Genomic DNA, 26,130 nt, shown 5'->3' on the forward strand with positions numbered 1-26,130 from the left:
ATCACTTCCGTCCAGGCCCGTTTATCTGGGCGCGTTGCGGTCATATAGTTTCATCGCTGCCACGCAGTCCCTTAAGGGGACTTTCTACGGGGCGGCAACCGTAAGTACTGGAGAACGAAATGAATGCGTTGAAGATTGCCCTGATTGCCTGCTCTTTGTCCGCTGCTGTCGCTCATGCACAAACGGCTCCGGCCGCCCCTGAACAGCAGGTCGCGCAAGTGAGTGCACCGCGCGCCGATAGCGTCGCTGCGCAAAACCGCGTCACCGTACCGAAGGCCAAACCTGAAGAGTGCGTCGGGCCTGTGAGCTTCTGCAATATCTATTTCGGCAGCTAAGCAGCGCCACGCGCAACACCCACAATATCTGCAGTACCTGTCGCGGGAATTTTGCACGCGACGAAACACCTGGCCGCGATGCCTTACTGTAGAGGCGCCGCGGCTGGTGCGACAATCTGGCTACTGAGCGAAGCACACCGCAGACGTGCGCACCGTTAGACTGGACTGGTGACTATGGAGAGACTCAGTTTCATGTATCAGGACCGGATTCGTTGCTCCGCACTACGCGGAAAAATCACTTCAGCCGCCGAGGCGGCACTTCTGATTAAGGACGGTATGCGCGTCGGCGCCAGCGGCTTTACGCGCGCGGGCGACGCCAAGGCTGTCCCTGTCGCACTCGCCGAGCGCGTCCGTCAGGAAGGCAAGCCTCTGCAAATTACGTTGATGACCGGCGCATCGCTCGGTCATGACGTGGATCGCATGCTCACCGAGGCGCATGTGTTGGCGCGCCGCTTGCCATTTCAGGTCGATAAGACCCTGCGCGATGCAATCAACCGCGGCGAAGTGATGTTCGTCGATCAGCACCTGTCCGAAACTGTCGAGATGCTGCGCGCAAATCAGCTAGGCAAACTCGACATCGCGGTTATCGAAGCCGTTGCGATCACCGAAACTGGCGGTATCGTTCTGACCACCTCGGTCGGCAACTCGGCCAGCTTCGCGATCCTCGCCGACAAAGTCATCGTCGAAATCAATCTCGCCCAGCCGCTCGCGCTGGAGGGACTGCACGACATCTGGATTCCAGGCCGCAGGCCGAACCGTGACCCGCTGCCTATCGTACGTCCGCAAGACCGCGTCGGCACGCAGGCCATCGAGATTCCGCTCGAAAAAATCGCGGCGATCGTGATTACCGATAAGGCAGACAGCCCGTCCACGGTACTGCCCGCAGATGCGGAAACCGAACTGATCGCGAGCCATCTGATTGAGTTTTTTCAGCACGAAGTGTCGCGCGGGCGTATGCCCCAGCACTTGCCGCCGTTGCAGGCGGGTATCGGTACGATTGCCAATGCGGTGCTCGCCGGCTTTGTCGATTCGCCTTTCGAGGCTTTCGAAATTTATTCAGAAGTGCTGCAGGATTCGACCTTCGACCTGATGGATGCCGGCAAGGTGACGTTTGCCTCGGGTGCGTCAATCACGTTGTCGGCCGCGCGTCAGGTGCAAGTATTCGGTGAACTCGAGCGCTATCGCGATCGCCTGGTGTTGCGTACGCAGGAAGTCAGCAACCATCCTGAAGTGATTCGCCGGCTCGGTCTGATCGCGTTGAATACCGCATTGGAGTTCGACATTTACGGCAATGTGAATTCCACGCACGTGGGCGGCACGCACATGATGAACGGCATTGGCGGTTCGGGCGATTTCGCGCGCAATGCGTCATGCGCGATCTTTGCGACGAAGTCGATGGCGAAGGGTGGCTGCATTTCGAGTGTCGTGCCCATGGTTCCGCACTGCGATCACAACGAACACGACGTGGACGTGGTCGTGACGGAACAGGGCCTCGCGGATCTACGCGGACTGGCGCCGAGAGAACGCGCTACGCTGATCATTGAGAAGTGCGTGCATCCGCTCTATCGCGATCTGCTTCGCGACTACTATCGGGACGCCTTGCAGTGGGGTGGGCAAACGCCGCATCGGTTGGACCAGGCTTTCGCCTGGCATACGCGGTTGCGTGACACCGGCTCGATGTTGCCGGCAGTAGAGGGGCTTCTCTAAACACCAGGTAAAGCCGGCGTCAGGTGGCGTTCGCCCCTGACGCCGTAAGACATCAGGTGCAACGCTCAGGTACCGCGCCGGACGAGCCGGATAAGAAACAGCAGGATGACGGCGCCGATCACAGCGGTAATGATCGAACCGATCCAGCCGCCGCCGAGCGAAATGTGCAACACACCGGCAAGCCAGCCACCGATGAACGCGCCGACAATCCCGACAATGATGTCGACGATCAGCCCAAAGCCGCCGCCCTTGACGAGCACGCCAGCCAGCCAGCCGGCGACCGCGCCGATGATGAGCCATGCAATGATGCCGTGTTCCATAATCGAGACTCCATAGTTGAGTGTGAAAACTTCACGGTGACAGAGCTTAGTCGAAGGTTATGGGACAGTCCATATTCAGGACGGGGAATTAACATTGTCTGAATCTATTGCAAGCTAAGTGTAGACGATGCGCGCAAATATGGGGAGCTTACGCGTGGTGGCTCACTCCGGCGTCGGCTCCGCTTCTTTGGCCGTCCAGCTGACGCTCGATACGCTCTTTTCCATACTGATGCGGCTCGCCATCTGCTCGAGCTTCGGCTGATCTTTCGGATGCAGCTTTAATGTTGCCGTCACGCGGATGCGTCCGGCATCACCTTCGACGTCTTCGCTCGTCAGGCTCTGGAAAGACAGCGGCGCCGAATACATCGAGTTGGATACCACCGTACGAATGTGAATCTCGTCGGCCTCCCGGCACACGATCGTCAGCACATACTCCCGCACCAGATCGGCGTTCGAAACGGGCGTCGCGTTGATGGCGCGGCTCACTCCACGCAGCACCGTATTGGTCAGCAACACGACCGCGGTGCCGGCGAGCGCTGGTCCGTAATGACCCGCACCGCACAATACGCCGACCGCCGCCGAGCACCATAAGGTCGCGGCGGTGTTGATCCCCTGAATGGAGCCCTTGTCACGCATGATCACACCGCCGCCGAGAAAGCCGACGCCGGATACGACATACGCGGCAATCTGCGTGATGCCGGCCGTGCCGTTGCCGGTCAGCACGCCGAGCGTGACGAACAGGCACGCGCCGCTGGCGACCAGCGTGATGGTACGCAGGCCGGCATTGCGCTGGCGCATCTGCCGTTCGAGGCCGATCGCGACGCCGCAGCTGAAGGCGGCAAAGAGCCGCCAGACGAATTCAATTGTCATCGGTAAGAAAGGTTGAGGCGCGTGTTCGCACAGTGTGAAGCTTACGCGTGACAGCCGCACGTAATCCACACGTGGAACGTGGCTGCGGTCAGGCGTGACGAGGCAAGCGAGCCCAAGGCTCGCGCGCTAAAGTCATGGAGCGTAGGCAAGGCATTGAGCCATGCAGCGCTTCACTGGCAGTACGAGGGTATAAACGACGTGCACCGTCTGGCCCGAAGGCAAGACGGCGACAGGCAAAGGCTGGCGCGGAAATCTTGCCGATCAGGCGATCGGGCGAATCGAAACTCGACTGGTAATACTGCTACTGTCCAAGATCGTGATTCCGGTTAAATAAACTGGGCGAATTTTAGGCAGCTCTGCAAAGTTAAGTCAAGCTGAGATGACGGAGGGCGGCGGAATGGGTTGTGGAGCGTTTGAGGAATCTTCCGCGATAAGCTCAGAATTTTCCTCGCATAAATACGGACTCCGAATATTGACGGCATCCATCCCGGAAAACACACTGTTTGCACACTTCGAAACACGTCGTGCGTTTTGGGTTCAATCCGCGTTTCACTTTACGCGGTCTCGCCCAGAAATTTTTCGGCTGTGCTTGTGCTATGCCAGGCGCGTCCGATCCGCACGGCATCGTCTCTTTTCCGCTGTTCACCCAATTGAGGAATGTATGAAAGATAAGGCTCTTGGCATCATTGCCGGTGCGTTGATTGCCGTTGCTCCGCTTGTGTCGTTTGCGGCCGGTTTGCCGGCGCCGTTTGAAGGCAGCAGCACACTGCAGGCAGATGGTGTTGTGAAGTCGGTCGACCTGGCTAAACATTCAGTGACCGTGCTCGACGCACAGGGCGGCGAGGCTTCGTTCAATATCACCGATACGAGCAACCTGGCGCAGATCAAACAAGGCGGCAAGGTCCACATCCGGATGATGCGCACTGCCATGGTCAGCGTTACGCACGGTGCTGACGGCCACGGCACGGCTGCTCAACCGGCACAGCAGAACACCGCACAGAACCTGACCGCTGAAGTTCAGGCTATCGATCACGCGTCAGGCATCATGGCCTTGAAGGGCCCGAATGGCGCGGTGTTTCATATTCAGGGGCGCGAGCTGGCAAAGGTCGCCGGTGTGACGCCGGGTATGCAGGTGTCGGTGGCGTTCGCACCGCAGGTCAGCGTGGCTGTGGCGCCCGCGCAATAACTCAAATTAGCTGAAGCGGCGCGTGAGCGCATGAGCGCCGGAGCGCGGATGTCCTTTTCGGACGTCCGCGCTTTTTTTGCTGCGCAATTCAGTATGACTTCGGCCCGGCGATACTTCGCGCTTGAGGCGGCGGGCTCGGCGCTTCAGTCGGGCTCGCCGGGCACCAGGCGCAATCGCGTGATCTCCGAGGGGGCCCCCAAGCGCTTCGGCGGGCCCCAATAGCCGGTGCCGCGACTCGTGTAGACCCACAGGCCGTTCAGCCGTGCGAGACCGGCCGTGAATGGCTGCTGGAAACGCACAAAGAAATTCCACGGGAAGAACTGGCCACCATGCGTGTGGCCGGATAGCTGCAGCGTGAAACCTGCGGCCGCGGCCGCTTCGGCGGAGCGCGGCTGGTGCGCGAGCAGTACTTTGATCAGCACGTCGCCTGGCGCACCGGCGAGGGCCGCAACGGGGTCGCTGCGATGCAAGGGGTCATGATGGCCCGCCGAGTAATCCGTCACGCCAGCGATCACGGCACGTGCGCCGTCGTGTTCCACGATCACATGCTCGTTAAGCAGCACGGTCAGCCCCAGGCGCCGGAATTCGTCGATCCAGGCGTTGGCGCCGGCGTAATACTCGTGGTTACCGGTCACGAGGAACGCGCCGTGACGCGCACTGAGTCGCGACAGGGGTTGCGTATGTTTGGTCAGTTGCGGCACGCTGCCGTCGACCACATCGCCGGTGACGGCAATCAGATCCGGTTTCAGACGATTCACCGCGTCGACGATCGCGTCCACGTAACGGCCTTTTATGGTCGGGCCGACGTGGATATCGCTGATCTGGACGATCGTGAAGCCATCGAGTGCTGGCGGCAAATCGTCGATCGGCACATCGATCGTTACTACCCTGGCGCGGCGCCGTGCGTTGAACAGGCCGACAAGTGTCGAGAGCAACGCAAGCAACGGTACCGCTGCCGCCGTGCCGATGCGCCAGTGCGCGATTGCAATCGTGTTCGGCCAGATTGCATCGACAGTAAGCAGCGACGCAAGAGCGAGGTCACGCGCGAATGTGAGAACCAGTAACGACGAGAAGAATCCCATCGCCAGCAGGCCCACCCAGGCGAGCCGGTCGCCAAGCGGTTGTTGTTTGATGGTGCGCGCCAGCATGCCGAGCGGTATCAGAAAGATCGACAGCACCAGCCACAACGCGCACAGCCATCGGCCGGTGGCACTGACCGGCATGTCGGGAATCAACCGAAATCCAACGTAGATATGCAGCAGGATGCTAATCAGAATGATTCGAACAAGAAACGATGAGCGGCGCATAGAGAGGATAGAGGCGGGAAGGGGCCGATACGAGCGGAAGATCGGCGGCGGCTCGTCAACCGCAACCATGAAAAAGCGGACGAGCCGGATCATTCTACCGAGATGTGGAACCCCTTGCCGACGGCGCCATATTTACGCCCACGCGACGACCGAACAGGTCCATGTGCGACGCGGCAGGCGGGTGTCGCGCTGCAGCAATTTGCCTCGTCGCGCACCGCCTGGCTGAACTGCCGTAGCACTCTAATTAAATGGGCTTTGAATTGTGTTGCGGGTGGACTATTCTCAAATAGAACTGGCTTGTCTCAGGGCCATCGCGGCCCGGTGATGGTTCGTTTGTCGTCGGTTGACAGCGAGGCAGGAGGCGCATCATGAAACTGCTTGGATCAGGCAATCACGTACGCGACGCACTTCATGGGCATCACGTCGGACGAGAGGGCAGCCACGTCATGCTGCCGCTGGTGGGCATATCGTTGATGGCGCTTGCCTTGTACTTCGGCGTGCGCGATATCGACTTCTCCGAGCTGGGCAAAAGCGCGTTATTCGACGTGGTGATGCTAAGCGTCGCGCTCGGCATCGCGGGACTGTTTGGCGTCATCGGCGCGTGGTTGCGTTCCAATGGCGATGACGCCAACGAAGGTTTCTGCTTTATCGGTGCGTTGATCGGCGCAGTAGTGTTTTACGTCGCGCTCTTCAGATAAACGCACCGGCGGGCAAAGACCTGTCAGACGATCCGGACGGCTTCGTCGAAGGAAAAGCGCGGGCTGCGCGCGAACAGCTTTGACGGATCGCCGTAGCCCAGATTGATCAGGAAGTTCGACTTCACGGTCGTGCCGGCGAAAAAGGCCTCGTCGACCTTGGCGGCGTCGAACCCCGACATCGCACCCGTGTCCAGGCCGAGCGCGCGGGCGGCGAGAATCAGATAGCCGCCTTGCAGCGTCGAATTGCGAAAGGCCGTATCCGCGATCGCCTTGTCGTTGCCGGCGAACCAGCTGCGCGCGTCGGCATGCGGAAACAGTTTTGGCAGATGCTCGTAAAACGCCAAATCCATTCCGACGATTACCGTGACCGGCGCCGCCATTGTCTTCTCGAGATTGCCCGGCGATAAGGCCGGCCGCAGCTTCTCTTTGCCTTCGGGCGTTTTCACATACACGAAGCGGCCGGGGCTCGAGTTGGCCGAGGTCGGTCCGAGCAGCACGAGCTCGGTGAGTTGCTTGAGCACGATGTCGTCGACCGGTTTGGCCTGCCAGCCGTTATGTGTGCGCGCTTCGCGAAAGAGCTGGTCGAGAGCCTGATCGGAAAGAGTCATGGTGGTAGTCCGTTGAAGTAGCAGAGTGGGAAAAGCGAATGACAGCGCAAGCCTCTAGTGTGAGCGTCGTCGTCGTTACCGCCATAATAGCCAGGGTTCTCACTCGCGCACGTACCGTGTGTGCAATCGCATTCAGGCAATCTCATGGCGGACCTTTTCGATGACCTTCCGACGCCCGACGTGGACTGGTATCCCGAGTGGCTCGCGCCCGAGGCTGCGGCGCATGCATTAACGCAACTCATCGACGAAGTGGAATGGCGTCAGGACATGATGGGCACGCCTGCCGGCCGCGTGCCATTGCCGCGGTTGACGGCCTGGCAGGGCGAACCGGACGCGGTCTACGTCTACTCCGGAATTCGCAACGTACCGCAACCGTGGACGCCGACCGTTGCCGGCCTGCGGACCGCTGCGGAGGCGGCCTGCAATGCGCCCTTTAACAGCGTGCTGATCAACCGGTACCGCAGCGGCACCGACAGTATGGGGTGGCATGCGGACCGCGAGCCGGAGCTCGGCGCCCAGCCGGTGATTGCATCGATCAGCCTGGGCGTCGCGCGCACTTTCGACTTGCGGCACAACGGGACCGGCGTCGTGCAGTCGTTTTCGCTGAAGGGCGGCAGCTTGCTGGTGATGAGGGGCGACACGCAGGCTAACTGGCGGCATCGTGTACCGAAGGAGCCGCGTGTGGCCGGAGAGCGGATTAATCTGACGTTTCGTTGGGTGACGCCGCGCGGGGAAAATCGCCAGCTTGCAGGGCAGCCGTCGGTCGTTTGATCCTTAGCCCGAAAGCCTCTCACCGCCTGCTCCAGCTCGACATCGAGCACTTAAACGCATAAAAAGCATCCCCCACGCCACGCTCCGGCGCCGCCATGCCGGAGCGATCTCCGCAGCATTGCCCACGTCCACGCCACAGCCGATACCGCCCGCTATACCGAAATTGGTATCGCCTGCGCGAATCATGTGATTGGACGGTTAACGCCCCAGACACTACGCTACAGCACGATCCACGCACCATGAGGGCCGCAAACGCTGGGCGGGTTCGATGGGTCGCCTACACAACAACGATCAGGAGACAGTCATGGCGAATACACGACGCGCCGCATGTCGTGCGTTGGGCGCACTCGCGCTTTGCTCGAGCATCGGTGCGCTGGCGCTGACAACGCCAGGCGCTTACGCGCAGGACAAACAGATCACGCTTGGTTTCGCGCAGGTCGGCGCGGAAAGCGCATGGCGAACCGCCAACACCGAGTCGGTGAAGTCCGCGGCGGCGGACGCGAAGATCAAGCTCAAATTCTCCGACGCTCAGCAAAAGCAGGAAAACCAGATCAAGGCGATCCGCTCATACATTGCGCAGAAAGTCGACGTGATCGCCTTCTCTCCGGTCGTCGAGTCCGGTTGGGAGCCGGTACTGCGCGAAGCGAAAGCCGCAAAAATTCCAGTGATCCTGACCGACCGCAACATCGACGTGAAGGACACCTCGCTCTACGTGACGATGATCGGCTCGGACTTCATGGAGGAGGGCCGGCGCGGCGGTCATTGGCTCGCAGATCACTATAAAAATGATCCGGGTCCCATCAACATCGCCGAACTTCAGGGAACGGTCGGCTCGGCACCTGCCAACGACCGGCATTCCGGCCTGATCGAAGTGATCAAAAGCGATCCCAAATTCAAGATTATCGCGTCGCAAAGCGGTGACTTCACGCTTGCTGGCGGCAAGCAGGTGATGGAAGCCTTTATAAAAACTTATGGAAATAAAATAAATGTAGTTTATGCGCATAACGACGATATGGCGCTCGGCGCCATTCAGGCGATGGAAGAGGCCGGCATGCATCCGGGCAAGGACATCACCGTCGTCTCGTTCGATGCGACCAAGGGCGGCTTCCAGGCAATGGCCGCGGGCAAGATGAACGTCGATGTGGAGTGCAGTCCGTTGCTGGGGCCGCAACTGATGTCGGCGGTCAAGGACGTGGTGGCCGGCAAACCGTTGCCCAAGCGCATTCTGACGGAAGAGACGGTATTCCCGATGAGCGTCGCGGCGCAGACTCTGCCGACACGCAAGTATTGATGCGGACAGTATCGGGGCAAGGTCTGGTAGCTAACTGATTAGCTATCCATACGATAGACGCAGAACACAAGCGAAGTACGGACAGATAGCAGGGTTTCTCCAGTGGTGCCTGACCGCTTGACTGCTTCGGCAGCGGGCGGTCTCTTTTCCGCTGAATCAGGTCGGCTCCAATTTGGTCCGCCTGTGCCCACCCGACCAACGCAACGCCGATCGAGCGAGGTCTATGACGCATCCCGCACCGGAACCCAATCCGCCGGCCACGAAAGCTATCACAGGCGACGCTCGCTTAGACGCCGCCTCGAATGCACGCGAGCCTATTCTGGCCACTGCCGGTGTCAGCAAGACATTTCCGGGCGTAAAAGCGCTACAGCGAGTCGACTTCTGCCTGTATCCCGGCGAGATTCACACGCTGATGGGGCAGAACGGCGCCGGAAAATCCACTCTGATCAATGTGCTGACTGGCGTAGTCGCGCCGGACGCCGGCACGATTCGTCTGGGTGGCGAGATCGTGGCGTTTGCTTCGCCGCAGGAGGCCGAGGCGGCTGGTGTGCGCACGCTGTATCAGGAAGTGAATCTATGCCCGAACCTCTCGGTGGCGGAGAACATCTTTGCGGGACGGCAGCCCAAGCGGTTTGGCGCGATCGATTGGCCCAACATCAAGCGTCGCGCGCAGGCCGCGCTGCTTCGTCTCGACGTGACGCTCGACGTCACCCGATCGCTCGACGCCTATCCGATCGCCGTGCAGCAGATGGTGGCGATCGCGAGAGCGCTGTCGGTCGACGCACGCGTGCTGATTCTCGACGAGCCGACTTCCAGCCTCGACGATAGTGAAGTCGCCCAGCTTTTCAAAATACTTCGGCATCTTAAGCAATCGGGCATCGCCATTCTGTTTGTCACACATTTTATCGAGCAAACCTATGCCATCTCCGATCGCATCACGGTGATGCGCAACGGCGAGCGTGAAGGCGAATACCTCGCGCGGGATCTGCCGGCCGACCAGCTGGTCGCGAAGATGGTTGGTCACGAGCGCATGAGCGCGCGCTTGCGCGAAGCGGCACATGAAGGCCACGTTGCCCATGAAGGGCCTCAGAGTAAAGAAGCTGTTCAGCCGTTTGTCGAACTGCGCGGCGTCGGACGCCGCGGCACGCTTCAGCCGATCGACCTCGACGTGCAGCCGGGGCAGATCCTCGGCCTTGCCGGTCTCCTGGGCTCTGGCCGCACGGAAACCGCGCGGCTGTTGTTCGGGGCGGACCGCGCCGACAGCGGCACTATCCTGATCAACGGCCGGCCCGTGCGGCTGCGTTCGCCACGAGACGCAGTGCGTCACGGTATTGGCTACTGCGCGGAGGACCGCAAAAAAGAGGGCATCGTCGCCGAACTGTCGATTCGCGAGAATATTCTGCTGGCGTTGCAGGCGCGGCGCGGCTGGTGGCGCAAGATCAAACGGAATCGCGCGCATGAAATCGCGGACATGTGGATCGAGCGTCTCGGCATCAAAGCGACGGACGCCGAGCAACCGATCGGGCTGCTCTCCGGCGGTAACCAGCAGAAAGCACTGCTCGCACGCTGGCTTGCCACCGACCCCAAGCTGCTGATTCTCGACGAGCCCACCCGCGGCATCGACGTCGCCGCGAAGTTCGACATCATGGACCGCTTGCTGGCGCTGTGCGCGAACGGGCTGAGCATCCTGTTCATTTCGTCGGAGATCAGCGAGGTGCTGCGCGTCAGCCATCGCGTGGCCGTGCTGCGCGACCGCCGTAAGATCGCTGAAGTGGCCGGCAAGGCATCGAACGAAGACAACATTTATCGACTCATCGCGGGGAGCGGCGAATGAAGCTATCGAACTGGTTCGTGCGCGATGGTACGGAGCGTCCGTTGATCTGGCCGTGCGTCACACTGGTGCTGTTGTGCGGCCTGAACCTGTGGGTGAATCCACATTTTCTGTCGTTGCGGATGCTCGACGGCCACTTGTTCGGCGCGCCGATCGACGTATTGAATCGCGCGGCGCCGCTGGTGTTGGTCGCTACCGGCATGACGCTTGTGATTGCGACACGCGGTATCGATATTTCGGTTGGCGCGGTCGTGGCGATTGCCGGGGCCGCCGCGGCCACGATACTCGCCACGCAAGCCGAACCCAGCGCCGGACTGATCGCGCAGGCCCTGGTAGCGGCGTTGATCGTCGGCGTGTTGAGTGGCATGTGGAACGGGCTGCTGGTGTCGTTCGTCGGCATGCAGCCGATCATCGCAACGTTGATCCTGATGGTCGCCGGCCGTGGCATTGCGCAATTGCTGACGGCGGGGCAGATCATACCGATCGGCGCGCCCGGCTATCTGTTCGTCGGCGGCGGTTACTGGCTTGGCGTGCCGTGCTCTGTGTGGATCGCGAGCGTGGCCGTGCTGGCCACCGCGGTGCTCGTTGAAGGCACCGCGCTCGGGCTCTTCATTCGCGCGATCGGCGTCAATCCGGTGGCGACACGGCTTGTCGGCCTGCGCTCGAAAGCGCTGGTATTCGCGGTATACGGTTTCTCGGGGCTGACCGCCGCGATGGCGGGCGTCCTCATCAGCTCGAACGTGCGCAGCGCCGATGGTAACAACGCGGGCCTGCTGCTCGAACTCGATGCAATTCTGGCGGTGACGCTCGGCGGCACGTCGCTGCTCGGCGGCCGCTTCAGTCTGACGGGCACCGTGCTCGGCGGGCTGATCATCCAGACGCTCACCTATACGACCTATTCGATCGGCGTGCCGCCGGAAGCGACGCTCGTCGTCAAGGCGGCCGTGGTGCTCGCGGTGAGTGTGATCCAGTCGCCCTCGGCGCGCACGCTCACGATGTCGCTCTTTACGCAGTGCGGGGTGGCGCGATGAGACGAATCCTCGAAGCCTGGGCCCATATTGTCGATCCGCGTACGCTGCCGATCGCCGTCACCATCCTGTTGTTTTGCGCGCTGTTCGGTTTCGGCTCGGTGATGTACACCGGTTTCTTCTCCTGGCAAGTGCTGCTCGATCTGCTGGTGGATAACGCTTTCCTGCTGATCGTCGCAATCGGCATGACGTTTGTGATCGTGTCCGGCGGGATCGATCTGTCGGTAGGCTCGGTGGTGGCGCTGACCACCATCGTCGAAGCGGTGCTGTCCGAACACATGCATCTGCCGGTCTGGCTGATTGTGCCGATCGTGTTGCTGATGGGCACGGTGTTTGGTGCAGTACAGGGTGCGCTGATTCACTTTTTCCGCTTGCAAGCGTTCATTGTCACGCTGGCCGGCATGTTCTTCGCACGCGGCTTGTGTTTTCTGATCACGACGCAGTCGATCACCATCAACGATCCGACGTTCCAGAAGATCTCCGCGTTTCGCCTCGATATCGGCGTTGGTTCGGTTACAGCCAATGTGTTGATTGCACTTATCGCACTTGTCGCGGCGATTTATGTCGCGCATTTCACGCGTTTTGGCCGCAACGTGTATGCGGTTGGTGGCAATCCGCGCTCGGCGTTGCTGATGGGCTTGCCGGTCGCGCGGACGCGGATCGGCGTGTACGCGTTGAGCGGGTTCTGTTCGGCGCTCGGCGGTGCGGTGTTTACGTTCTATGTGCTATCCGGTTATGGCCTGCAAGGGCAGGGCATGGAACTCGATGCGATCGCGGCGACGGTAATCGGCGGAACCTTGCTGACGGGAGGCGTCGGTTATGTGATCGGCTCGCTGTTCGGTGTCGGCATTCTGGGCACGATCCAGACGTTGATTACCTTCGACGGCACGCTCAGTTCGTGGTGGACCCGCATTGTGATCGGGGCGTTGCTATGCGCGTTCTGCCTGCTGCAACGGCTGATCGAGCGGCATGCAAAATCGGCGCGACGTCCGGGTGGAACCGGCGCTGTCGTGACACCGGGCCTCGAGCGTGAGCGCGGACGGGGTGACGCAGCCGCGGCGTCCGATTCGCATGCGATCGGACGTGCGCCGGAGCAGGCCGCGCGCAGCGCGTGTGATCAGTATGCGAAGGCGATGGGGCGCCAGTTGATCGAGCGGCGGTGAAGTGCCGTCATGGGGGAGGCTTGCTCCGCTTCAGCAGACGGAATTCAAATGCAATGGCGAGGCCGCGTCCTAAAGCCCATCCGTGCCGAGGCGCCGACGCGCCGTAGCGACCAGCTTGTCGAACGAGAAGGCACTCGCGGCAAGCGCGGCGGTATCTGGACAGTTCTCACGCGCAATGTCCGTCAATACCTGGCCCGGCGGCGCTTCGATCAGCACGTGTGCACCCATTTCCAGCATGACGGTGAGCGCGTCGAACCAACGTACGGTGTAGCGCATATTGGTCGCGAGATCGTCGCGAATCGCTTGAGCCGTGTACAAAGGCCGGCCGCCGCGATTGCCGATGTAGGTGCTTTGAGGCGCATGAAAAGGCACATTCTGCGCGTACGCAACCAGTTCGTCCGTGACGTGCGCGAGCAGTTCGCAATGCGACGGCACGCTTACCGCAAGCCGGACGGCTTTGCGTGCGCCTGCCGCCAGAGCGCGTTCGATGAACGTGTCCAGCGCATCGTTCGCCCCCGCCATGACGATCTGGCGCGGCGCATTCACATTGCCAACATAGACACGTCGATTGTCTGCATCCACGTGCTGCGCCGCGAGTGTTTCCAACTGGTGTTCGGTCAAACCCGACACGGCCGCGAGACCGTGGCCGGACGGGTATGCTGTCTCCATCAATTCTGCGCGCTTGCGAACCATCTTTAACGCGTCGCCAAAGTGAACCGCGCCGCAGCTTACCGCCGCTGCATACGCGCCCACCGACAAACCCGCGCTGATCTCAGGCATGAGCTGTTCGCCTGCCAGTGCGCGCGTGAAAGCCACACCCGCAACTGTCAAACCGATCTGAACGGCTACGGTCGAGCGTAGCGCGTCCGCGCTGTCGAGCGTGAGTACGTCGATGCCGAGCACCTGAGACGCTTCTTCGAGTGTGTCACGCACAGTGCGGTGCTGCGGCAGACGGTGCAGGAATCCGTCCGACTGCGCGCCCTGGCCGGGAAACAGAAGGGCAAGCATCAGGCATCGCCGTGAGCGGGTGCCCACGGATCGGCAATCAGTTGCGGGCCGCGAGCGTGGCGCACCATCACGCGTGCCTTGCCCGCTGCCCATTCGGCCAGCGCAATTCCGCCTGCGGGCGTTTCCAGTTGCGCATCCACGCGAATGCTGGCGCGTTGTGCGATTGCTTGCAGATAGTTCAGCAACTGAAGGGCAGCGTGGTGCGAGAGTTTTTCAGGTGCGCGGATCAGCAGATCGAGATCGCTGGAGAAAGTGACCGTGGGTGCCTGAGTTGCGAGTTCGAAGCCTGTGCTGCCGGCGGGTCCCCAGACAAACCCAACCAATGTACCGGCTATGTCGCGTTGTAATGCGACAAGGGCCGCGAACGCAGGCAACGCAGCGCGCCCCGCAAGAGGGCTGCGTTGCGCTAACGCTTCCGGCGGCACGGCGGTTTCGATATCGTCCAGATGCACCCAGGTGCCGTAACGCTGCGACCGCTCCGCACCGCGCAAGCCGACTGCAACGAAGCCGTCAGCGGCGGGCGCGCGCCTTACGACGGCATACGGCGCGCGCTCGAAAGACCCGTGAACCCACGCCGGTTCGCCGTCAAACGGCGGCAAACGATGCAAGCGCAGCAAATCATGCGGCCGCCACCGCGCGTCGCACGACATTGCGTGATTGCTTGCAAACGGCGGCGCTGCGCAGACGTGCATTACACGGCATCCCATTGTTCGGCGAGACGACGTCGCACCTCGATCGACGCCGCGCGATTCGTTTGAGCCGCAGCCGATTCCAGACGATGTGAAAGATCGGATCTTCCATCGCGCGCGCTGTGAATCTGTTTGGTCAGCACCTGACGCACGCGCTCGATTTGCGCGGCATCCGGTGCATCGGCGTCGACGCCTTCGATCAGTTGATCGAGCAGACCGAGTTTGGCAAACGACGTCATCGAGTACGACATCGGCACAATGGTTTCGCCGAGGGCGTCGAGTGCTTCGACGGTGCGCCGTGTGACGCGGGCGGCTGCTTCCTTGCCCATCGCGTGGACCATCGTACCGGGCGCGTCGAGCGCGACGATCCGGTTGGCCTGATAGCCGTGCGCGAGGAACGCGCCCGACATGGCGGGCCCGACGATCAGTGCGATCACCGGATGCCCGGCGTCGCGCGCCGACGCATAAGCGTCGACCGCAGCGGCGCAGGCGAGGTGAATGCCGAGCATTTCTTCGCGATAGCCGTACGCCTGACTTTTGACATCGACGATCGCGACGATCGGGCGGCGCGTGCCGCTCGCTTTGTCCTGCGCGATGACCTCGCGTACTGCGCGCGCGAGCTGCCAGCCTTGTTCGAGGCCGACGACGTTATCGGTCGCGCGCGGAAAGCGATTGTCGGGATCGGGGACGACCGTAATGAAGCGCGCGGTCTCGCCGCCGAGCGACGCATCGCCGCTCCATACGGGTGCCTTACCGGACGGTTCGCCGGCCAGAGCATGGAACCAGCGCGCGCCGCGGCTGAGAGTGGTGTCGTTCATGCCTGCTCCTTGCGCGCGTTGTACACGTCACGCATTGTCTCCGGCGTGACGCTGGCCGGGTCGATCTGCGCGAGACGGTTAAGGAAAATGTCGACCTGTTCGCTGCGATGCGCAGCCGGCACGCCTTGCGTGAATGCTGAACGCACGGCGGCGCGTATGGCATCCACATCGTCGTCGACCAGTTGATCGGCGAGCGCGGTCGCAGCCCGTTGTTCGCCGCCGATCAACTGCCACACGCGACGCCGATCGCTCGCGTCGAGTTCTTCGATGCCGGCTTCCTGTTCGATCACTTCGGGGCCGTTCATGCCGAGCCGCCCTTGCTTTGTGACGACAAGATACGAGCACAAGGCCGCGGCCAGCGACATCCCGCCGAAGCAACCGACCATGCCCGCGATTACGCCAACCACCGGCACATGCCGACGCAACGCGACAATCGCGGCCTGAATCTCGGCGATCACCGCGAGGCCGAGGTTGGCTTCCTGAAGTCTCACACCACCGGTTTCGAACAGGACGACAGGGCGCACGATCTTGCCGCGTTCGCAGTCGCGCAGGGCCATTTCGAGTGCGGCGGCAATCTTGCTGCCGGACACTTCGCCGATGCTGCCGCCCTGGAACGCGGACTCGATGGCAGCAACAACAGCCGGCTCGCCGTCGATGGTGCCGCGCGCGATCACGCAGCCGTCATCCGCCTGGCAGACGACGCCTTGCAGCGGCAGCCACGGCGACTCGATCTTGTCGAACGGTCCGAGCAGTTCGCGGAACGTGCCGGCGTCGAGCAGCGAGCGCGCGCGTTCGCGCGCGGACAATTCAATGAAGCTTTCGTGCAGCATCGACGCGGGACGTGCAATGGTGACGGTCGTCATGCGTCGTCTCCCTGTTCCGCGGCTTCGATGGCTTCCGCAAGCCGCAGCGCGACGACCCCGGGCGTCGCGCCGAAGTCGTTGATTTCGATCTGCGCGGCGCCGTCGTAGCGCGTGAAGAAGCGGTCGAGCACGCTCTTCCAGATGTGGCTATAGCCGTCGACACTGGTACGCACGACTACATGCGCGCTCAGGGCCGCGCTGTTTTCTGCGGGCGACAGCAGGACTTCCAGATCGCCCGAACCGACCACGCCGACATGCGCGCGGGTCGTGACGGCGCGTTGTGCCGGATAGTCGAAGGTCAGATGTTCCATGAGGCAGAGCTCCCACTGGCGTCGTGATGCGCCAGCATGTCGAGAAAGAGGGTGGCGGCGAGCAGATCGGCTGCGCCGCCGGGCGATGCGTTGAGCGACAGCAATGCATGCTCGAGTGCGACCAGGGCGGCGTGACCGTCCGCCGTCGAGCTTCCGCCCGCTTGCAGGACGCGGCGCGCGCCTTGTTGTGCAGCGTGCAAACCAGGCAAACCCGCGCGATGCAGCAGGCAGGTGTCGTCGAGCGACACCATGATCGAGAGCAGGGCGTCGATGCGCGCGGCGTTCTCGCTGACGCCACCGGCTCGCGCTGCGAGTAACGCAGGCAAACCGATATCGATGACGTGCGGGAAACCGTCTTGTGCCTCACGGCGCGCTCCGCCTACCTGATAACGCTGCCGCGCCCGCTCGCCGTGACTATCGGCGGGGGCGGCGAAGCAATCCGGGAAGCAGGCAATCTGCGCGGCGAGCGTGCAGACGTGCGACGCTTTCGGATGCGTGGCGTTGCCCGTCATTGACGCACCCGCCACCAGCAGGCCGACGATCCAGATCGCGCCACGATGCGCGTTGCTACCGCCGGTGGCATGCAGCATGTCCTGTTCGCCGGCGCGACCGATCTGTGCGAGTTCAGTACGCAAAGGCGCGGAGGGTTCACGCTGGCGGCGCGCTGAGCGTGCAAGCGCCGCGAAGGTCGGTTCGAGCGCATGGGCCGAGCGCAGCATGGTGGCGAGATCGAGGTCGCGATGCGCGCCGCTGCCGCGTCGGTCGACTAGCGCGGGTTTCGGCGTGAGTTGCGCTTCTTCGATCAGCGCGGTGACGGCGTAGCGTGCGAGTCGCGCATCGAACGTTCCCGTTAGTACAGTAACCGTAGGGCCATTTGCCGTGCTTGCCGCGTGCAAAACCGTGCCGCGCTGGCGTGCCGGCGCGATGTACGAATGCACGGCGACATCAGTTGCCGGCGCGGCGTCGGTCCCACGCTCGAGCAAAGCTTCGCGCGAGCCCATCGTCACCAGCTCCTGAAGCGAGCCGGCGGCGCGTACAGGCCGCCCGACCACGTCACCAGATCGTCGATGCTGCGTGCCGCCAGCAGCGAACGCTTTGCTTCGCCGCGCCGAATGCCGAGATCTTCCGGATACGCGACGATGCCGCGCCGGCGTAACTCAGCAGTCTTTTCCGGCCTGGCGCGCAGCCCGATCGGCGTTACGCCGGCCACGGCAGCGAGTGCCGCGCGACGCTCGTCGATCCCTTCGGCTTTATGCAAATACGCGATGCCTTCCTCGGTGACCACATGGCTCACGTCGTCGCCGTAGATCATCACGGGGGCGATCGGCATGCCGCTCTTCGCGCCAACGGCGACCGCATCGAGTTCATCGACGAAAGTCGGTTCACCGCCTTTCTTGTAAGTCTCGGCCAACTGCACGACCAGCTTCTGTCCGCGCGAGACCGGACCCTGATCCTTCAGCAGCTTGAGCCACGCTTCGCTCGAATGACGCCGGCCGCGCGGATCGTGGCCCATGTTCGGCGCACCACCGAAACCGGCAAGGCGGCCGCGCGTAACGGTCGATGAATTCGCGTCTGCATCGATCTGCAAGGTCGAGCCGATAAACAGATCGACGCCGTATTGCCCGGCCAGTTGGCACAGCACACGGTTCGAGCGCAGGCTGCCGTCGTTGCCCGTGAAAAATACGTCGGGGCGCGCTTCGATGTACGCCTCCATGCCGACTTCGCTGCCGAAGCAATGGATGCTTTCGACCCAACCCGATTCGATCGCGGGGATCATCGTGGGATGGGGATTGAGCGTCCAGTTGCGGCAGATTTTGCCCTTCAGGCCAAGCGATTCGCCGTAAGTAGGCAGTAGCAATTCGATCGCCGCGGTATCGAAGCCGATGCCGTGATTCAGCGAGCTCACGCCATACGGCTCGTAGATGCCGCGAATCACCATCATCGCGGTGAGCACCTGCAAGTCGCCGATATGACGCGGGTCGCGGGTGAACAAAGGCTCGACGGCGAACGGCCTGTCCGCCTGCACGACCACGTCGACCCACGAACCCGGAATATCGACGCGCGGCAGTTCATCGACGATCTCGTTGACCTGCACGATTACGATGCCGTGCCGGAACGCAGCGGCCTCCGCGATAGTCGGCGTGTCTTCAGTATTCGGGCCGGTGTACAGATTGCCGTGACGGTCGGCTTTCTCCGCGCACAGCAGCGCGACGTGCGGCGTGAGGTCAACGAACATCCGCGCGTACAACTCGACGTAGGTATAGATCGCGCCGATTTCCAGCTGGCCGTCTTCCAGCAGTTGCGCGACGCGCAAACTCTGCGGCCCGGCAAACGAGAAATCGACCTTGTGCGCGATACCACGCTCGAACAGCGTCAGATGTTCAGGGCGGCCGATGCTCGATATCAGCAGATGCACGTCGTGAATCTTTTGCGGATCCACCTTGGCGAGCGAACGGGACAGGAAGTCGGCCTGCTTCTGATTGTCGCCTTCAAGCGCGACGCGGTCGCCTGGTCGAATCAGCGTTTCGAGTGCATCGACGATGAGGTTTGTCGGCAGGACCCCGTCTTCCAGCCACGGCGCAATGGCCGCGAGGCGACGGTTCTTTTCGTCGCGGCGCGTGGTCCAGGAACGTGCGGTGGTGGACGCTTCGACGGCTTCGGCGGGTCGGTTCATCGGCGGATTCAGCTCCCGGTGGTAGTGCGCGTGCGTTTGGCACGCGGCTTGGGTTGGTTCGCAAGCGCGGCTTCCGTCTGCGCGCGTTCAGTCAGGAAACGATGAAGCAGATCGCCGGTGCCGAGCAGATGCGCGACGACCAGGGACTGTGCAGCAGGAATATCACGGCGTTTGACAGCGTCGAGCAAGGCGGCGTGTTCATTGTCCGACTCGCCTTTGTATGAGGGCAAGCCGAACTTCAAACGCAGATACCGTTCGCCGCGCCGATGCAGCGTGCCGATCATATCTTCGAGTTGTGGACGGGCCGCGGGCGCATACAGGCTCATATGAAACGCCACATTGCGCGCGACGTACAACGACGGGTCCGACTCGCGTTCAGCGGCGCGGCACAGGCTCGTCGATTCCCGCAGCGTGACAGCGGTGTGATTCGGAATTGCGAGGCCGATGGCGAGGCTTTCCAGCGCGGAGCGGATTTCGTAGATTTCGCGCGCCTCATCCGCCGATAACGGCGCGACGGTCGCGCCTTTATGCACGGCGGCTCTCGCCCAGCCTTCGCTTTCGAGCTGACGCAGGGCCTCGCGCACGGGAATGGCGCTGACCGAGAAATGCCGCGCGATTGCGTCCTGCCGCAGCGGCGCGCCAGGCGCCAGCGTGCCGTCGACAATCGCCGCGCGCAGCGCCTCCGCGATGACGCGGGACGTGCTCTCACGCGGCGCCGCCGCGGGTAGAAGCGGACTGCGCGCCGGGGCGTCCAGGGGAAAACCATCTATTGCGTCGCTCATAATATCAAATATTATATATAAAAAAGTGCGCTTTGCAGGCGGGCAAACCCGGAAAGTTTTTCACCATCGGCGGCCCGCGGTACGCGCTCACGTTACACAGGGCACATCGATCCACTAACGGGCGCGTCTCGTCGTTCCCTTGATAAAAGCCAGATACGCCATGTACGCCAACCGCAGGGCCGGAGGAGCATGATGAATTCACTAACCGACCGCACGCCGGTCGTTCGGCGCCGCACGCCGCTCAATCGTTCGCAGATCGCAGGGTTTTGGGGAGCATGGGCTGGCTGGACGCTCGACGGGATGGACTCGTTCATCTACGCGCTTGTGTTGACGCCGGCGTTGACCGAGTTGTTGCCGCGCTCGGGGTACGCCGCGACGCCCGCGAATGTCGGCCTCGCCGGCTCGATTCTGTTCGCGCTGTTTCTGGTCGGCTGGGGGCTGTCGTTCATCTGGGGGCCGCTGGCTGACCGCTTCGGCCGCACCAAGGTGCTGGCGGGCACCATTTTCACGTTCGCCATTTTCACGGGACTTGCCGCGACCTCGCACAACGTGTGGGAGCTCGCCATCTATCGCTTCATTGCCGGGGTCGGCATTGGCGGCGAGTGGGCGTTGGCGGGGACGTATGTGGCCGAGGCATGGCCGGAAGATCGCCGCAAGATGGGTGCGGGTTATCTGCAAACGGGTTATTACGCGGGATTCTTCCTTGCGGCGGCGCTCAACTACACGATCGGCGTGCATTACGGCTGGCGCGCGATGTTCCTGACCGGCGCCGTGCCGGTCGTGGTCGCGATCCTGGTGCTGCTGCGCGTGAAGGAATCGGAGAAGTGGCAGAAGGCGGAGGCCGGCACTGTGCGCGCCAAACCGCTGCGCGAAATCCTCGGGCCAGCGTATCGGCGCCGCACGTGGGTCGCGTGCATTCTGCTGACGATCGCGATCATCGGTTTGTGGGCGGGCGCGGTATACGAGCCATCGGCTGTGATTCAACTGGCGACCAAGGCCGGCATGGCGAAGAACGATGCGATCAGGACGGCGTCGCTGGCAACCGGCTTGCTCTCCATTGCGACGATTCTCGGCTGTCTCGCGTTGCCGCCGCTCGCGGAGCGGATCGGCCGCAAGAAGACGCTGGCGATTTACTTTCTCGGCATGGCGGTGGCGATTGTCGGCAGTTTCGGCTGGGCGTTCTATCTGCCGAATGGGCTCGCGCCATTTATCGCGTGGCTCTGCGTGCTGGGCTTCTTTGGCGGCAATTTCGCGCTGTTCAGCTTGTGGCTGCCGGAGCAGTTCGAGACCCGCGTACGGGCGACGGCGTTCGCGTTCTGCACGTCGTTTGGACGGTTTGTCGGGGCGGGTGTCAATTTCCTGCTTGGCGCGGCGGTGCTGCATATGCATACGCTTGGCCTGCCGGTGGCGCTGACGGCGGTGGCGTTTATCGTCGGCTTGTTCGTGATTCCGTTCGCGCCGGAGACGAAGGGGGAGGTGTTGCCGCAATGAGGTTGGCCGTTTGGCTGAGTGGCGCGCACGATCGCTAGCGGGCATGCTTCCTATTATTAGACGACGTCTTCCTGCGCAGTTTTCGGTTTGCTGATCTGTACGTAACTCTGTACAATGATTGCGGTGGTTCGATGCGGTTTTGCTGCTGTGAACTGCCGCTTCACATTTGGCAGCCTTCGGGGTACAGGTACTCTGTTCGGCGGTGGAAACGTCTCTAATTTTTGACAGGAGCGACTGGGGGAAACCCTCTCAGATCGAGAAAACGAATGAACGTCCTTACTTACAGCGAGGCGCGTGCCGGCTTTAAGCAAGCGATGGACGACGTCTGCCGCGATCACACGCCCATGCTGATAACCAGGCAGAGCGGAGAAAATGTGGTCATGGTTTCGCTCGAGGATTTCAATGCGATGCAAGAAACCTTGTATCTCCTGAGTTCTTCGAAGAATGCCCAGCGGCTCGCCAGGTCCATCGCCCAGTTGAATGCCGGTGGTGCGTCCCCGCGCGAACTGCTGACCGATGAACAAACAAAGAAGCCGCAACGAGGAGGCCGCAAAGGCGGATAGTGTTTTTATGTTCACCGATGAAGCATGGGACGACTATCGGTATTGGCAGGAAACCGATCGCAGAGTCTTACGCAAAATCAATACTCTGCTAGAGGAGTGCCGGCGCGATCCTTACTGCGGCACCGGAAAACCGGAGGCGCTTGTCGGCAGCTTAAGCGGCTTCTGGTCAAGACGCATTACTCACGCTGATCGCCTGGTCTACTTGCCGAGAGACGGAAAGGTCTATGTGATCGCTTGCCGTTTCCACTACGACGACTAAAACAAAAAAACCGGGCACGTTGCCCGGTTTTTTTGTTTGACGCATCAACGCGTGCCACGCGTTACAACAATCATATATGCCACCTTGCCGACACCGTCAGCGTGCGCGGCGCGCCGGGCATGTTGTACATATCTGCGTTGCCGTGCGCCGCGATGAAGTACTTGCGGTCGAACAGGTTATCCAGCGTTAATGCCACGTCCACGTTCTTGCCGTGATACCCCGCGCCGAGATCGAACGTCACGAAAGAAGGCAACGTGACCGCATCGCTCGCTGACGTATAGCGCGCCGACTGGAACTGTGCCCCGCCCGCGGCATAGAAACCGTACTTTAGATCGCGCTTGATCCACACGCTTGCGCTATGACGCGGCATCAAGCCTGGCGTGTTGTCGTGCAGCACCAATCCCGCGGAACTCGCTTGCGGCGAGCCATCGACGTTTCCATTCAGATACGCATAGCCCGCATACACGGACCACTTCGGCGCGATTTCTCCCGTCGTGGATAGTTCCAGCCCGCGCACGTGCTGCGTGCCGATCGGTAGCGCGTAAGTCGGGTTGGATGGATCGGCGATCTGCTGATTGGTCTGCTTCATGTCGAACAGCGCGACGCTCGCGCTCGCGCGGCCCAGGTCGAACTTCGAGCCGATTTCGAAGCTGGTGGTCTTTTGCGGCGCCAGCGCCGAACCGTTGGCAAACGCGCCGCTGCTGATCAGCGTATCGGCGAGCGGTGAGAACGACTGGCTATACGACGCGTACAGCGACACCCAGTCGAGCGGTTCGTAAATCAGACCGACACGCGGACTCCACGCGCGATCCGTGCGGTCCAGATTCACGTGCGCCGTGGTGTAGTCGTTGCGGGTCTGCGTCAGGTAGTCGAAGCGCAGGCCGGCGAGAATCTTCCAGTGCTCGGTCAGCGAGATCAGGTCTTGTGCATAGACGCCGGCGAGTCCCAGCACGGTCGATGCATTCGTCTTCGCCGCCGTACCCGGCTTCACACCCGGCAAATCGATGAGTTGCGGATCAAACAGGTTATATGTCGCGACTTTGCTGGTCGAGTAGATGGTGTCGAATTTCTGCTGTTGCGACAGTTCAACGCCGTATAGCAACTCGTGCTTCATGCCGAACAGCGTGGTTTTCTGCGTCAACTCGAAGAGACCATCCACGCCGTGATCGTGGCGAAAGCGGGTGCTTTGATCGAGCGTGACGACCGGATTCGGCGCCGTCCTGATCGGCTCATACGTGACGTAGTTTTTGCGTTCGAGCGAAAAGTCGTACGCGCGCACGGCGGTGTGCAACGACAGCGAATCGTTGAAGCGATGATCGAGCGACGCGGTCGCGCTCTTCGCATCGATATCGTTATAGGACGTGTTCGTGGCGTTTGCCGAGCCGTAATACGTGTTGATCGGCACGTTGACCGGACGGCCGAGGTAGGCGGGCAGGCCTTGGTCCGAGGTGCGGCGGTCGTGCAGATAATCGGCTTCGAGATTGAGCGTGGTGTCTTTATCGATACGGAATTGCGCGGATGGCGCCACGGCCTGACGATTCAACTGGAACTGGTCGCGAAAGCTGTTCGAATTCTCGGCAGCGCCGGTGATGCGAAAACGCGCGGTGTCGTTCGCATTCCAGCCGAGATCGAATTCGCCGCGCCGTTCGCCTTCGGTGCCGAGCGTCACACCCACAGCTTGCTGTGGATCCGCTGTCGGCTTCTTCAGTACGCGGTTGATCAGGCCGCCGGCCGAGCCGCGTCCATAGAGTACGGCTGCGGGCCCCTTCAGCACGTCGACACGTTCGACGTTCGACAGATCGCGATAGTAGAGTGCATCGTCGCGAATACCGTCGACGTATTGATCGGTGATGTTGTTGAAGCCACGCAAGGTGATCTGGTCACGCTGGCCGTCGCCAACCGAAAAGCCGATGCCCGGCACATTGCGCAACGCGTCCTGCAGCGAGGTCGCGTTCTGTTCGTCGAGTAGTGCGCGCGGCACGACGTTGACTGTTTGCGGCACGTCCATCAACGACATATTCATCTTCGTCGCGGTGTTCGAGGTGCCCGAATCGTACGAGCGGTCGGCCGCGGCTTTGACGGCGATGGCGGGCAGCGTGCTGTCGGTCGTGCCGGCGGCCGGCGTAGCTTCCTGCGCCAGCAAAGGTTTGGCGCTGGCAAGAGATGTGGCGAGCAGCAGCGCGCGATAGGTATTCTTGTTGACGTTCATGGCAACGTTCTTCGAGTGTGGATCGGTGGTGCTATTGGTTTTGGCGTACAGCAAAAGCGGTAATGCAAAAGCACCAGGCTGGCGCAAAGACGGCGCAAGCAGGCGCGCACGGCCACGCAGAGGCCGTGTGGTCGGTCAGGCGAGATGAAGTGGTGAATTCCCCTGTTGCTATCGAACGAATTCGGAAGTTGAAACGGCCGGGGCGCCGCGTGTCAGCGCGTGAAATGCGCTGACGTGACATCGGCTGCCTCGGAATGGCATGTCGATGTGGGGATGGGAGGTGCAGCAGAAGCCGGATCAGTGCCCGGCTTGTAATATTTTGAAATTATAAACGAGAACTATTCTCGATTGTGCGAAATGAATGGAAGTTGCAGGGTTTTCGTATGCTCAATGCTCAATCCGCGTGATGCCGCGCCCGTCCGCCGGGGCGCAGCATCGAAAGTAGCGGCCAGCCGAGATTCACGCCAAGGCTGGCGATCACGATCAACGCCATGCCCGCGAGTTGCGGCAGCGACAGCGCCCGCCCATACACAACGGCATCGACCACGATCGCCGTCAGCGGATAGACGAACAGCAGCACGGCGATGATCGGCGTGGTCAGCTTCGGCAGCGCGCCGTAGATCAGCACATACGACAGCCCCGTATGCAGCACGCCCATGCCGACCAGCCAGAACCACTGCATTGGCCCGATATGCACGGCGGTCAGCGGCGCGATGAACGGCAGGCACACCACGCCGACCGCGCATTGTGCGAGCGTCAGCAGATGCGGCCGCAAGTTGCCGAGCCCTTTGGCAATCAGCGTGACGCTCGCGTACAGCACGGACCCCGCCAGCGCCTCACCGATGCCGATCAGATAGCTCGTGTGACCCTGCAGATTCTCGGTAGCCGCAACGCCTGAGGCCAGAACAAGCCCGACGAACGCGGTCGCGATCCAGCCGAGCCGGTCGACGCCGAGGCGTTCGTTGAACAGCGCCGCACCCATCAGCACGACCCAGAACGGCTGCACATGAAATACCACCGTCGCCACCGCAATGCTGGTGCGATGAATCGCGTCGAAGAAACCGACCCATTGCGTGACCATCAGCACGCCGGAGATCAGCGCGAGCGTGACGGTGCGCCGCGTGAAATGCGCTCGTGTGAAGAAACCTTTCCACGCACAGTACGCGGCGAGCGACAGGAAACCGAACAGGCAGCGAAAGAACACCAGCGTCAGCGCGCCGAGTCGCGCTTCCTCGACGAAGATGCCGAGCGTGCCCATCAGAAGCCCGCCGCTGGCCAGCGTAATAGCGCCTTGTTGACGTTGGGTGAGGGACATGCCGAGCAGCTCCGTGAGGTGGAGTCACAAGTA

26 protein-coding genes are annotated in these 26,130 nt (G+C 61.8%); 12 read left to right on the plus strand and 14 right to left on the minus strand.

Going from position 1 to position 26,130, the window contains the following annotated elements; translation table 11 throughout:
- Positions 1 to 119 precede the first annotated feature (119 nt).
- Together ACUN0E_RS11900 and ACUN0E_RS11905 are read left to right on the plus strand one after the other, a co-directional pair.
- A complete protein-coding gene (locus ACUN0E_RS11900; RefSeq protein ID WP_445566698.1) occupies positions 120 to 335 on the plus strand; it encodes a hypothetical protein in 216 nt (71 codons plus the stop codon).
- A gap of 192 nt (positions 336 to 527) precedes the next feature.
- On the plus strand, positions 528 to 2,042 hold the full coding sequence (locus ACUN0E_RS11905) for an acetyl-CoA hydrolase/transferase family protein (protein ID WP_445570423.1): 1,515 nt from the start codon (positions 528 to 530) through the stop codon (positions 2,040 to 2,042).
- Between the two features lie 65 nt (positions 2,043 to 2,107).
- Here the strand turns inward: ACUN0E_RS11905 and ACUN0E_RS11910 are convergent, their stop codons facing one another.
- Positions 2,108 to 2,362, minus strand: a complete 255-nt coding sequence (locus ACUN0E_RS11910) for a GlsB/YeaQ/YmgE family stress response membrane protein (protein ID WP_074287858.1) — start codon at positions 2,360 to 2,362, stop codon at positions 2,108 to 2,110.
- A 162-nt stretch (positions 2,363 to 2,524) separates the two neighbouring features.
- Positions 2,525 to 3,232, minus strand: a complete 708-nt coding sequence (locus tag ACUN0E_RS11915) for an MgtC/SapB family protein (protein ID WP_408229942.1) — start codon at positions 3,230 to 3,232, stop codon at positions 2,525 to 2,527.
- 661 nt (positions 3,233 to 3,893) lie between these two features.
- Here ACUN0E_RS11915 and ACUN0E_RS11920 point away from each other — a divergent pair.
- The gene (locus ACUN0E_RS11920; RefSeq protein WP_445566699.1) at positions 3,894 to 4,418 is read left to right on the plus strand and encodes a hypothetical protein; all 525 of its coding nucleotides are present in this window, start codon (positions 3,894 to 3,896) and stop codon (positions 4,416 to 4,418) included.
- A gap of 143 nt (positions 4,419 to 4,561) precedes the next feature.
- Here the strand turns inward: ACUN0E_RS11920 and ACUN0E_RS11925 are convergent, their stop codons facing one another.
- Complete coding sequence (locus tag ACUN0E_RS11925; protein WP_445570424.1) at positions 4,562 to 5,725, minus strand: metallophosphoesterase; 1,164 nt, start codon at positions 5,723 to 5,725, stop codon at positions 4,562 to 4,564.
- Positions 5,726 to 6,093: 368 nt separating this feature from the next.
- Between ACUN0E_RS11925 and ACUN0E_RS11930 the strand changes: the two genes are divergently transcribed.
- Positions 6,094 to 6,423, plus strand: a complete 330-nt coding sequence (locus tag ACUN0E_RS11930) for a hypothetical protein (RefSeq protein WP_408229948.1) — start codon at positions 6,094 to 6,096, stop codon at positions 6,421 to 6,423.
- Between the two features lie 23 nt (positions 6,424 to 6,446).
- Here ACUN0E_RS11930 and ACUN0E_RS11935 read toward each other — a convergent pair whose 3' ends face one another.
- Complete coding sequence (locus ACUN0E_RS11935; protein WP_445566700.1) at positions 6,447 to 7,031, minus strand: malonic semialdehyde reductase; 585 nt, start codon at positions 7,029 to 7,031, stop codon at positions 6,447 to 6,449.
- Positions 7,032 to 7,175: 144 nt separating this feature from the next.
- Here ACUN0E_RS11935 and ACUN0E_RS11940 point away from each other — a divergent pair, with 144 nt between their 5' ends.
- The 5 genes from ACUN0E_RS11940 to yjfF all read left to right on the plus strand — a co-directional run bounded on the left by ACUN0E_RS11940 (position 7,176) and on the right by yjfF (position 13,115).
- On the plus strand, positions 7,176 to 7,802 hold the full coding sequence (locus ACUN0E_RS11940; RefSeq protein ID WP_408521305.1) for an alpha-ketoglutarate-dependent dioxygenase AlkB family protein: 627 nt from the start codon (positions 7,176 to 7,178) through the stop codon (positions 7,800 to 7,802).
- A gap of 304 nt (positions 7,803 to 8,106) precedes the next feature.
- A complete protein-coding gene (locus ACUN0E_RS11945; protein WP_408213346.1) occupies positions 8,107 to 9,093 on the plus strand; it encodes an ABC transporter substrate-binding protein in 987 nt (328 codons plus the stop codon).
- A 223-nt stretch (positions 9,094 to 9,316) separates the two neighbouring features.
- Entirely contained in the window at positions 9,317 to 10,927 is a 1,611-nt protein-coding gene (locus ACUN0E_RS11950; RefSeq protein ID WP_445566701.1) for a sugar ABC transporter ATP-binding protein, read from the plus strand.
- Complete coding sequence (locus ACUN0E_RS11955) at positions 10,924 to 11,955, plus strand: ABC transporter permease (RefSeq protein WP_445566702.1); 1,032 nt, start codon at positions 10,924 to 10,926, stop codon at positions 11,953 to 11,955. Before ACUN0E_RS11950 ends, ACUN0E_RS11955 begins: the two co-directional genes overlap by 4 nt.
- Complete coding sequence (yjfF, locus tag ACUN0E_RS11960) at positions 11,952 to 13,115, plus strand: galactofuranose ABC transporter, permease protein YjfF (RefSeq protein ID WP_445566703.1); 1,164 nt, start codon at positions 11,952 to 11,954, stop codon at positions 13,113 to 13,115. Before ACUN0E_RS11955 ends, yjfF begins: the two co-directional genes overlap by 4 nt.
- Before the next feature lie 69 nt (positions 13,116 to 13,184).
- Here yjfF and mdcH read toward each other — a convergent pair whose 3' ends face one another.
- From mdcH to ACUN0E_RS12000, 8 genes are read right to left on the minus strand one after another with little or no spacing between them, the layout of a single operon-like run.
- Positions 13,185 to 14,123 carry a malonate decarboxylase subunit epsilon gene (gene mdcH / locus ACUN0E_RS11965; protein WP_445566704.1) on the minus strand — a complete coding sequence of 313 codons (939 nt, stop codon included), beginning with the start codon at positions 14,121 to 14,123 and terminating at the stop codon, positions 13,185 to 13,187.
- On the minus strand, positions 14,123 to 14,815 hold the full coding sequence (locus ACUN0E_RS11970; RefSeq protein WP_445566705.1) for a malonate decarboxylase holo-ACP synthase: 693 nt from the start codon (positions 14,813 to 14,815) through the stop codon (positions 14,123 to 14,125). Before ACUN0E_RS11970 ends, mdcH begins: the two co-directional genes overlap by 1 nt.
- On the minus strand, positions 14,815 to 15,630 hold the full coding sequence (gene mdcE, locus ACUN0E_RS11975; protein WP_445566706.1) for a biotin-independent malonate decarboxylase subunit gamma: 816 nt from the start codon (positions 15,628 to 15,630) through the stop codon (positions 14,815 to 14,817). Before mdcE ends, ACUN0E_RS11970 begins: the two co-directional genes overlap by 1 nt.
- A complete protein-coding gene (locus ACUN0E_RS11980; protein WP_445566707.1) occupies positions 15,627 to 16,493 on the minus strand; it encodes a biotin-independent malonate decarboxylase subunit beta in 867 nt (288 codons plus the stop codon). The genes mdcE and ACUN0E_RS11980 overlap by 4 nt, the downstream gene beginning before the upstream one ends.
- A complete protein-coding gene (locus tag ACUN0E_RS11985; protein ID WP_408229977.1) occupies positions 16,490 to 16,804 on the minus strand; it encodes a malonate decarboxylase subunit delta in 315 nt (104 codons plus the stop codon). Before ACUN0E_RS11985 ends, ACUN0E_RS11980 begins: the two co-directional genes overlap by 4 nt.
- The gene (locus tag ACUN0E_RS11990) at positions 16,792 to 17,805 is read right to left on the minus strand and encodes a triphosphoribosyl-dephospho-CoA synthase (RefSeq protein ID WP_445566708.1); all 1,014 of its coding nucleotides are present in this window, start codon (positions 17,803 to 17,805) and stop codon (positions 16,792 to 16,794) included. The genes ACUN0E_RS11985 and ACUN0E_RS11990 overlap by 13 nt, the downstream gene beginning before the upstream one ends.
- 2 nt (positions 17,806 to 17,807) lie before the next feature.
- Positions 17,808 to 19,478, minus strand: a complete 1,671-nt coding sequence (mdcA, locus tag ACUN0E_RS11995) for a malonate decarboxylase subunit alpha (protein ID WP_445566709.1) — start codon at positions 19,476 to 19,478, stop codon at positions 17,808 to 17,810.
- 8 nt (positions 19,479 to 19,486) lie between these two features.
- The gene (locus tag ACUN0E_RS12000; RefSeq protein WP_445566710.1) at positions 19,487 to 20,260 is read right to left on the minus strand and encodes a GntR family transcriptional regulator; all 774 of its coding nucleotides are present in this window, start codon (positions 20,258 to 20,260) and stop codon (positions 19,487 to 19,489) included.
- A 192-nt stretch (positions 20,261 to 20,452) separates the two neighbouring features.
- Between ACUN0E_RS12000 and ACUN0E_RS12005 the strand changes: the two genes are divergently transcribed.
- The 3 genes from ACUN0E_RS12005 to ACUN0E_RS12015 all read left to right on the plus strand — a co-directional run bounded on the left by ACUN0E_RS12005 (position 20,453) and on the right by ACUN0E_RS12015 (position 22,573).
- The gene (locus ACUN0E_RS12005) at positions 20,453 to 21,751 is read left to right on the plus strand and encodes an MFS transporter (RefSeq protein ID WP_408230327.1); all 1,299 of its coding nucleotides are present in this window, start codon (positions 20,453 to 20,455) and stop codon (positions 21,749 to 21,751) included.
- Positions 21,752 to 22,017: 266 nt separating this feature from the next.
- Positions 22,018 to 22,314, plus strand: coding sequence for a type II toxin-antitoxin system Phd/YefM family antitoxin (locus ACUN0E_RS12010; protein ID WP_445566711.1), 297 nt, complete (start codon positions 22,018 to 22,020; stop codon positions 22,312 to 22,314).
- A gap of 7 nt (positions 22,315 to 22,321) precedes the next feature.
- Positions 22,322 to 22,573, plus strand: a complete 252-nt coding sequence (locus ACUN0E_RS12015) for a Txe/YoeB family addiction module toxin (RefSeq protein ID WP_445566712.1) — start codon at positions 22,322 to 22,324, stop codon at positions 22,571 to 22,573.
- 70 nt (positions 22,574 to 22,643) lie between these two features.
- Here the strand turns inward: ACUN0E_RS12015 and ACUN0E_RS12020 are convergent, their stop codons facing one another.
- A complete protein-coding gene (locus ACUN0E_RS12020; RefSeq protein WP_445566713.1) occupies positions 22,644 to 24,782 on the minus strand; it encodes a TonB-dependent receptor in 2,139 nt (712 codons plus the stop codon).
- Between the two features lie 394 nt (positions 24,783 to 25,176).
- Complete coding sequence (locus ACUN0E_RS12025) at positions 25,177 to 26,097, minus strand: DMT family transporter (RefSeq protein ID WP_445566714.1); 921 nt, start codon at positions 26,095 to 26,097, stop codon at positions 25,177 to 25,179.
- Between the last annotated feature and the right edge of the window lie 33 nt (positions 26,098 to 26,130).

Source organism: Paraburkholderia sp. D1E (genome assembly GCF_052682275.1).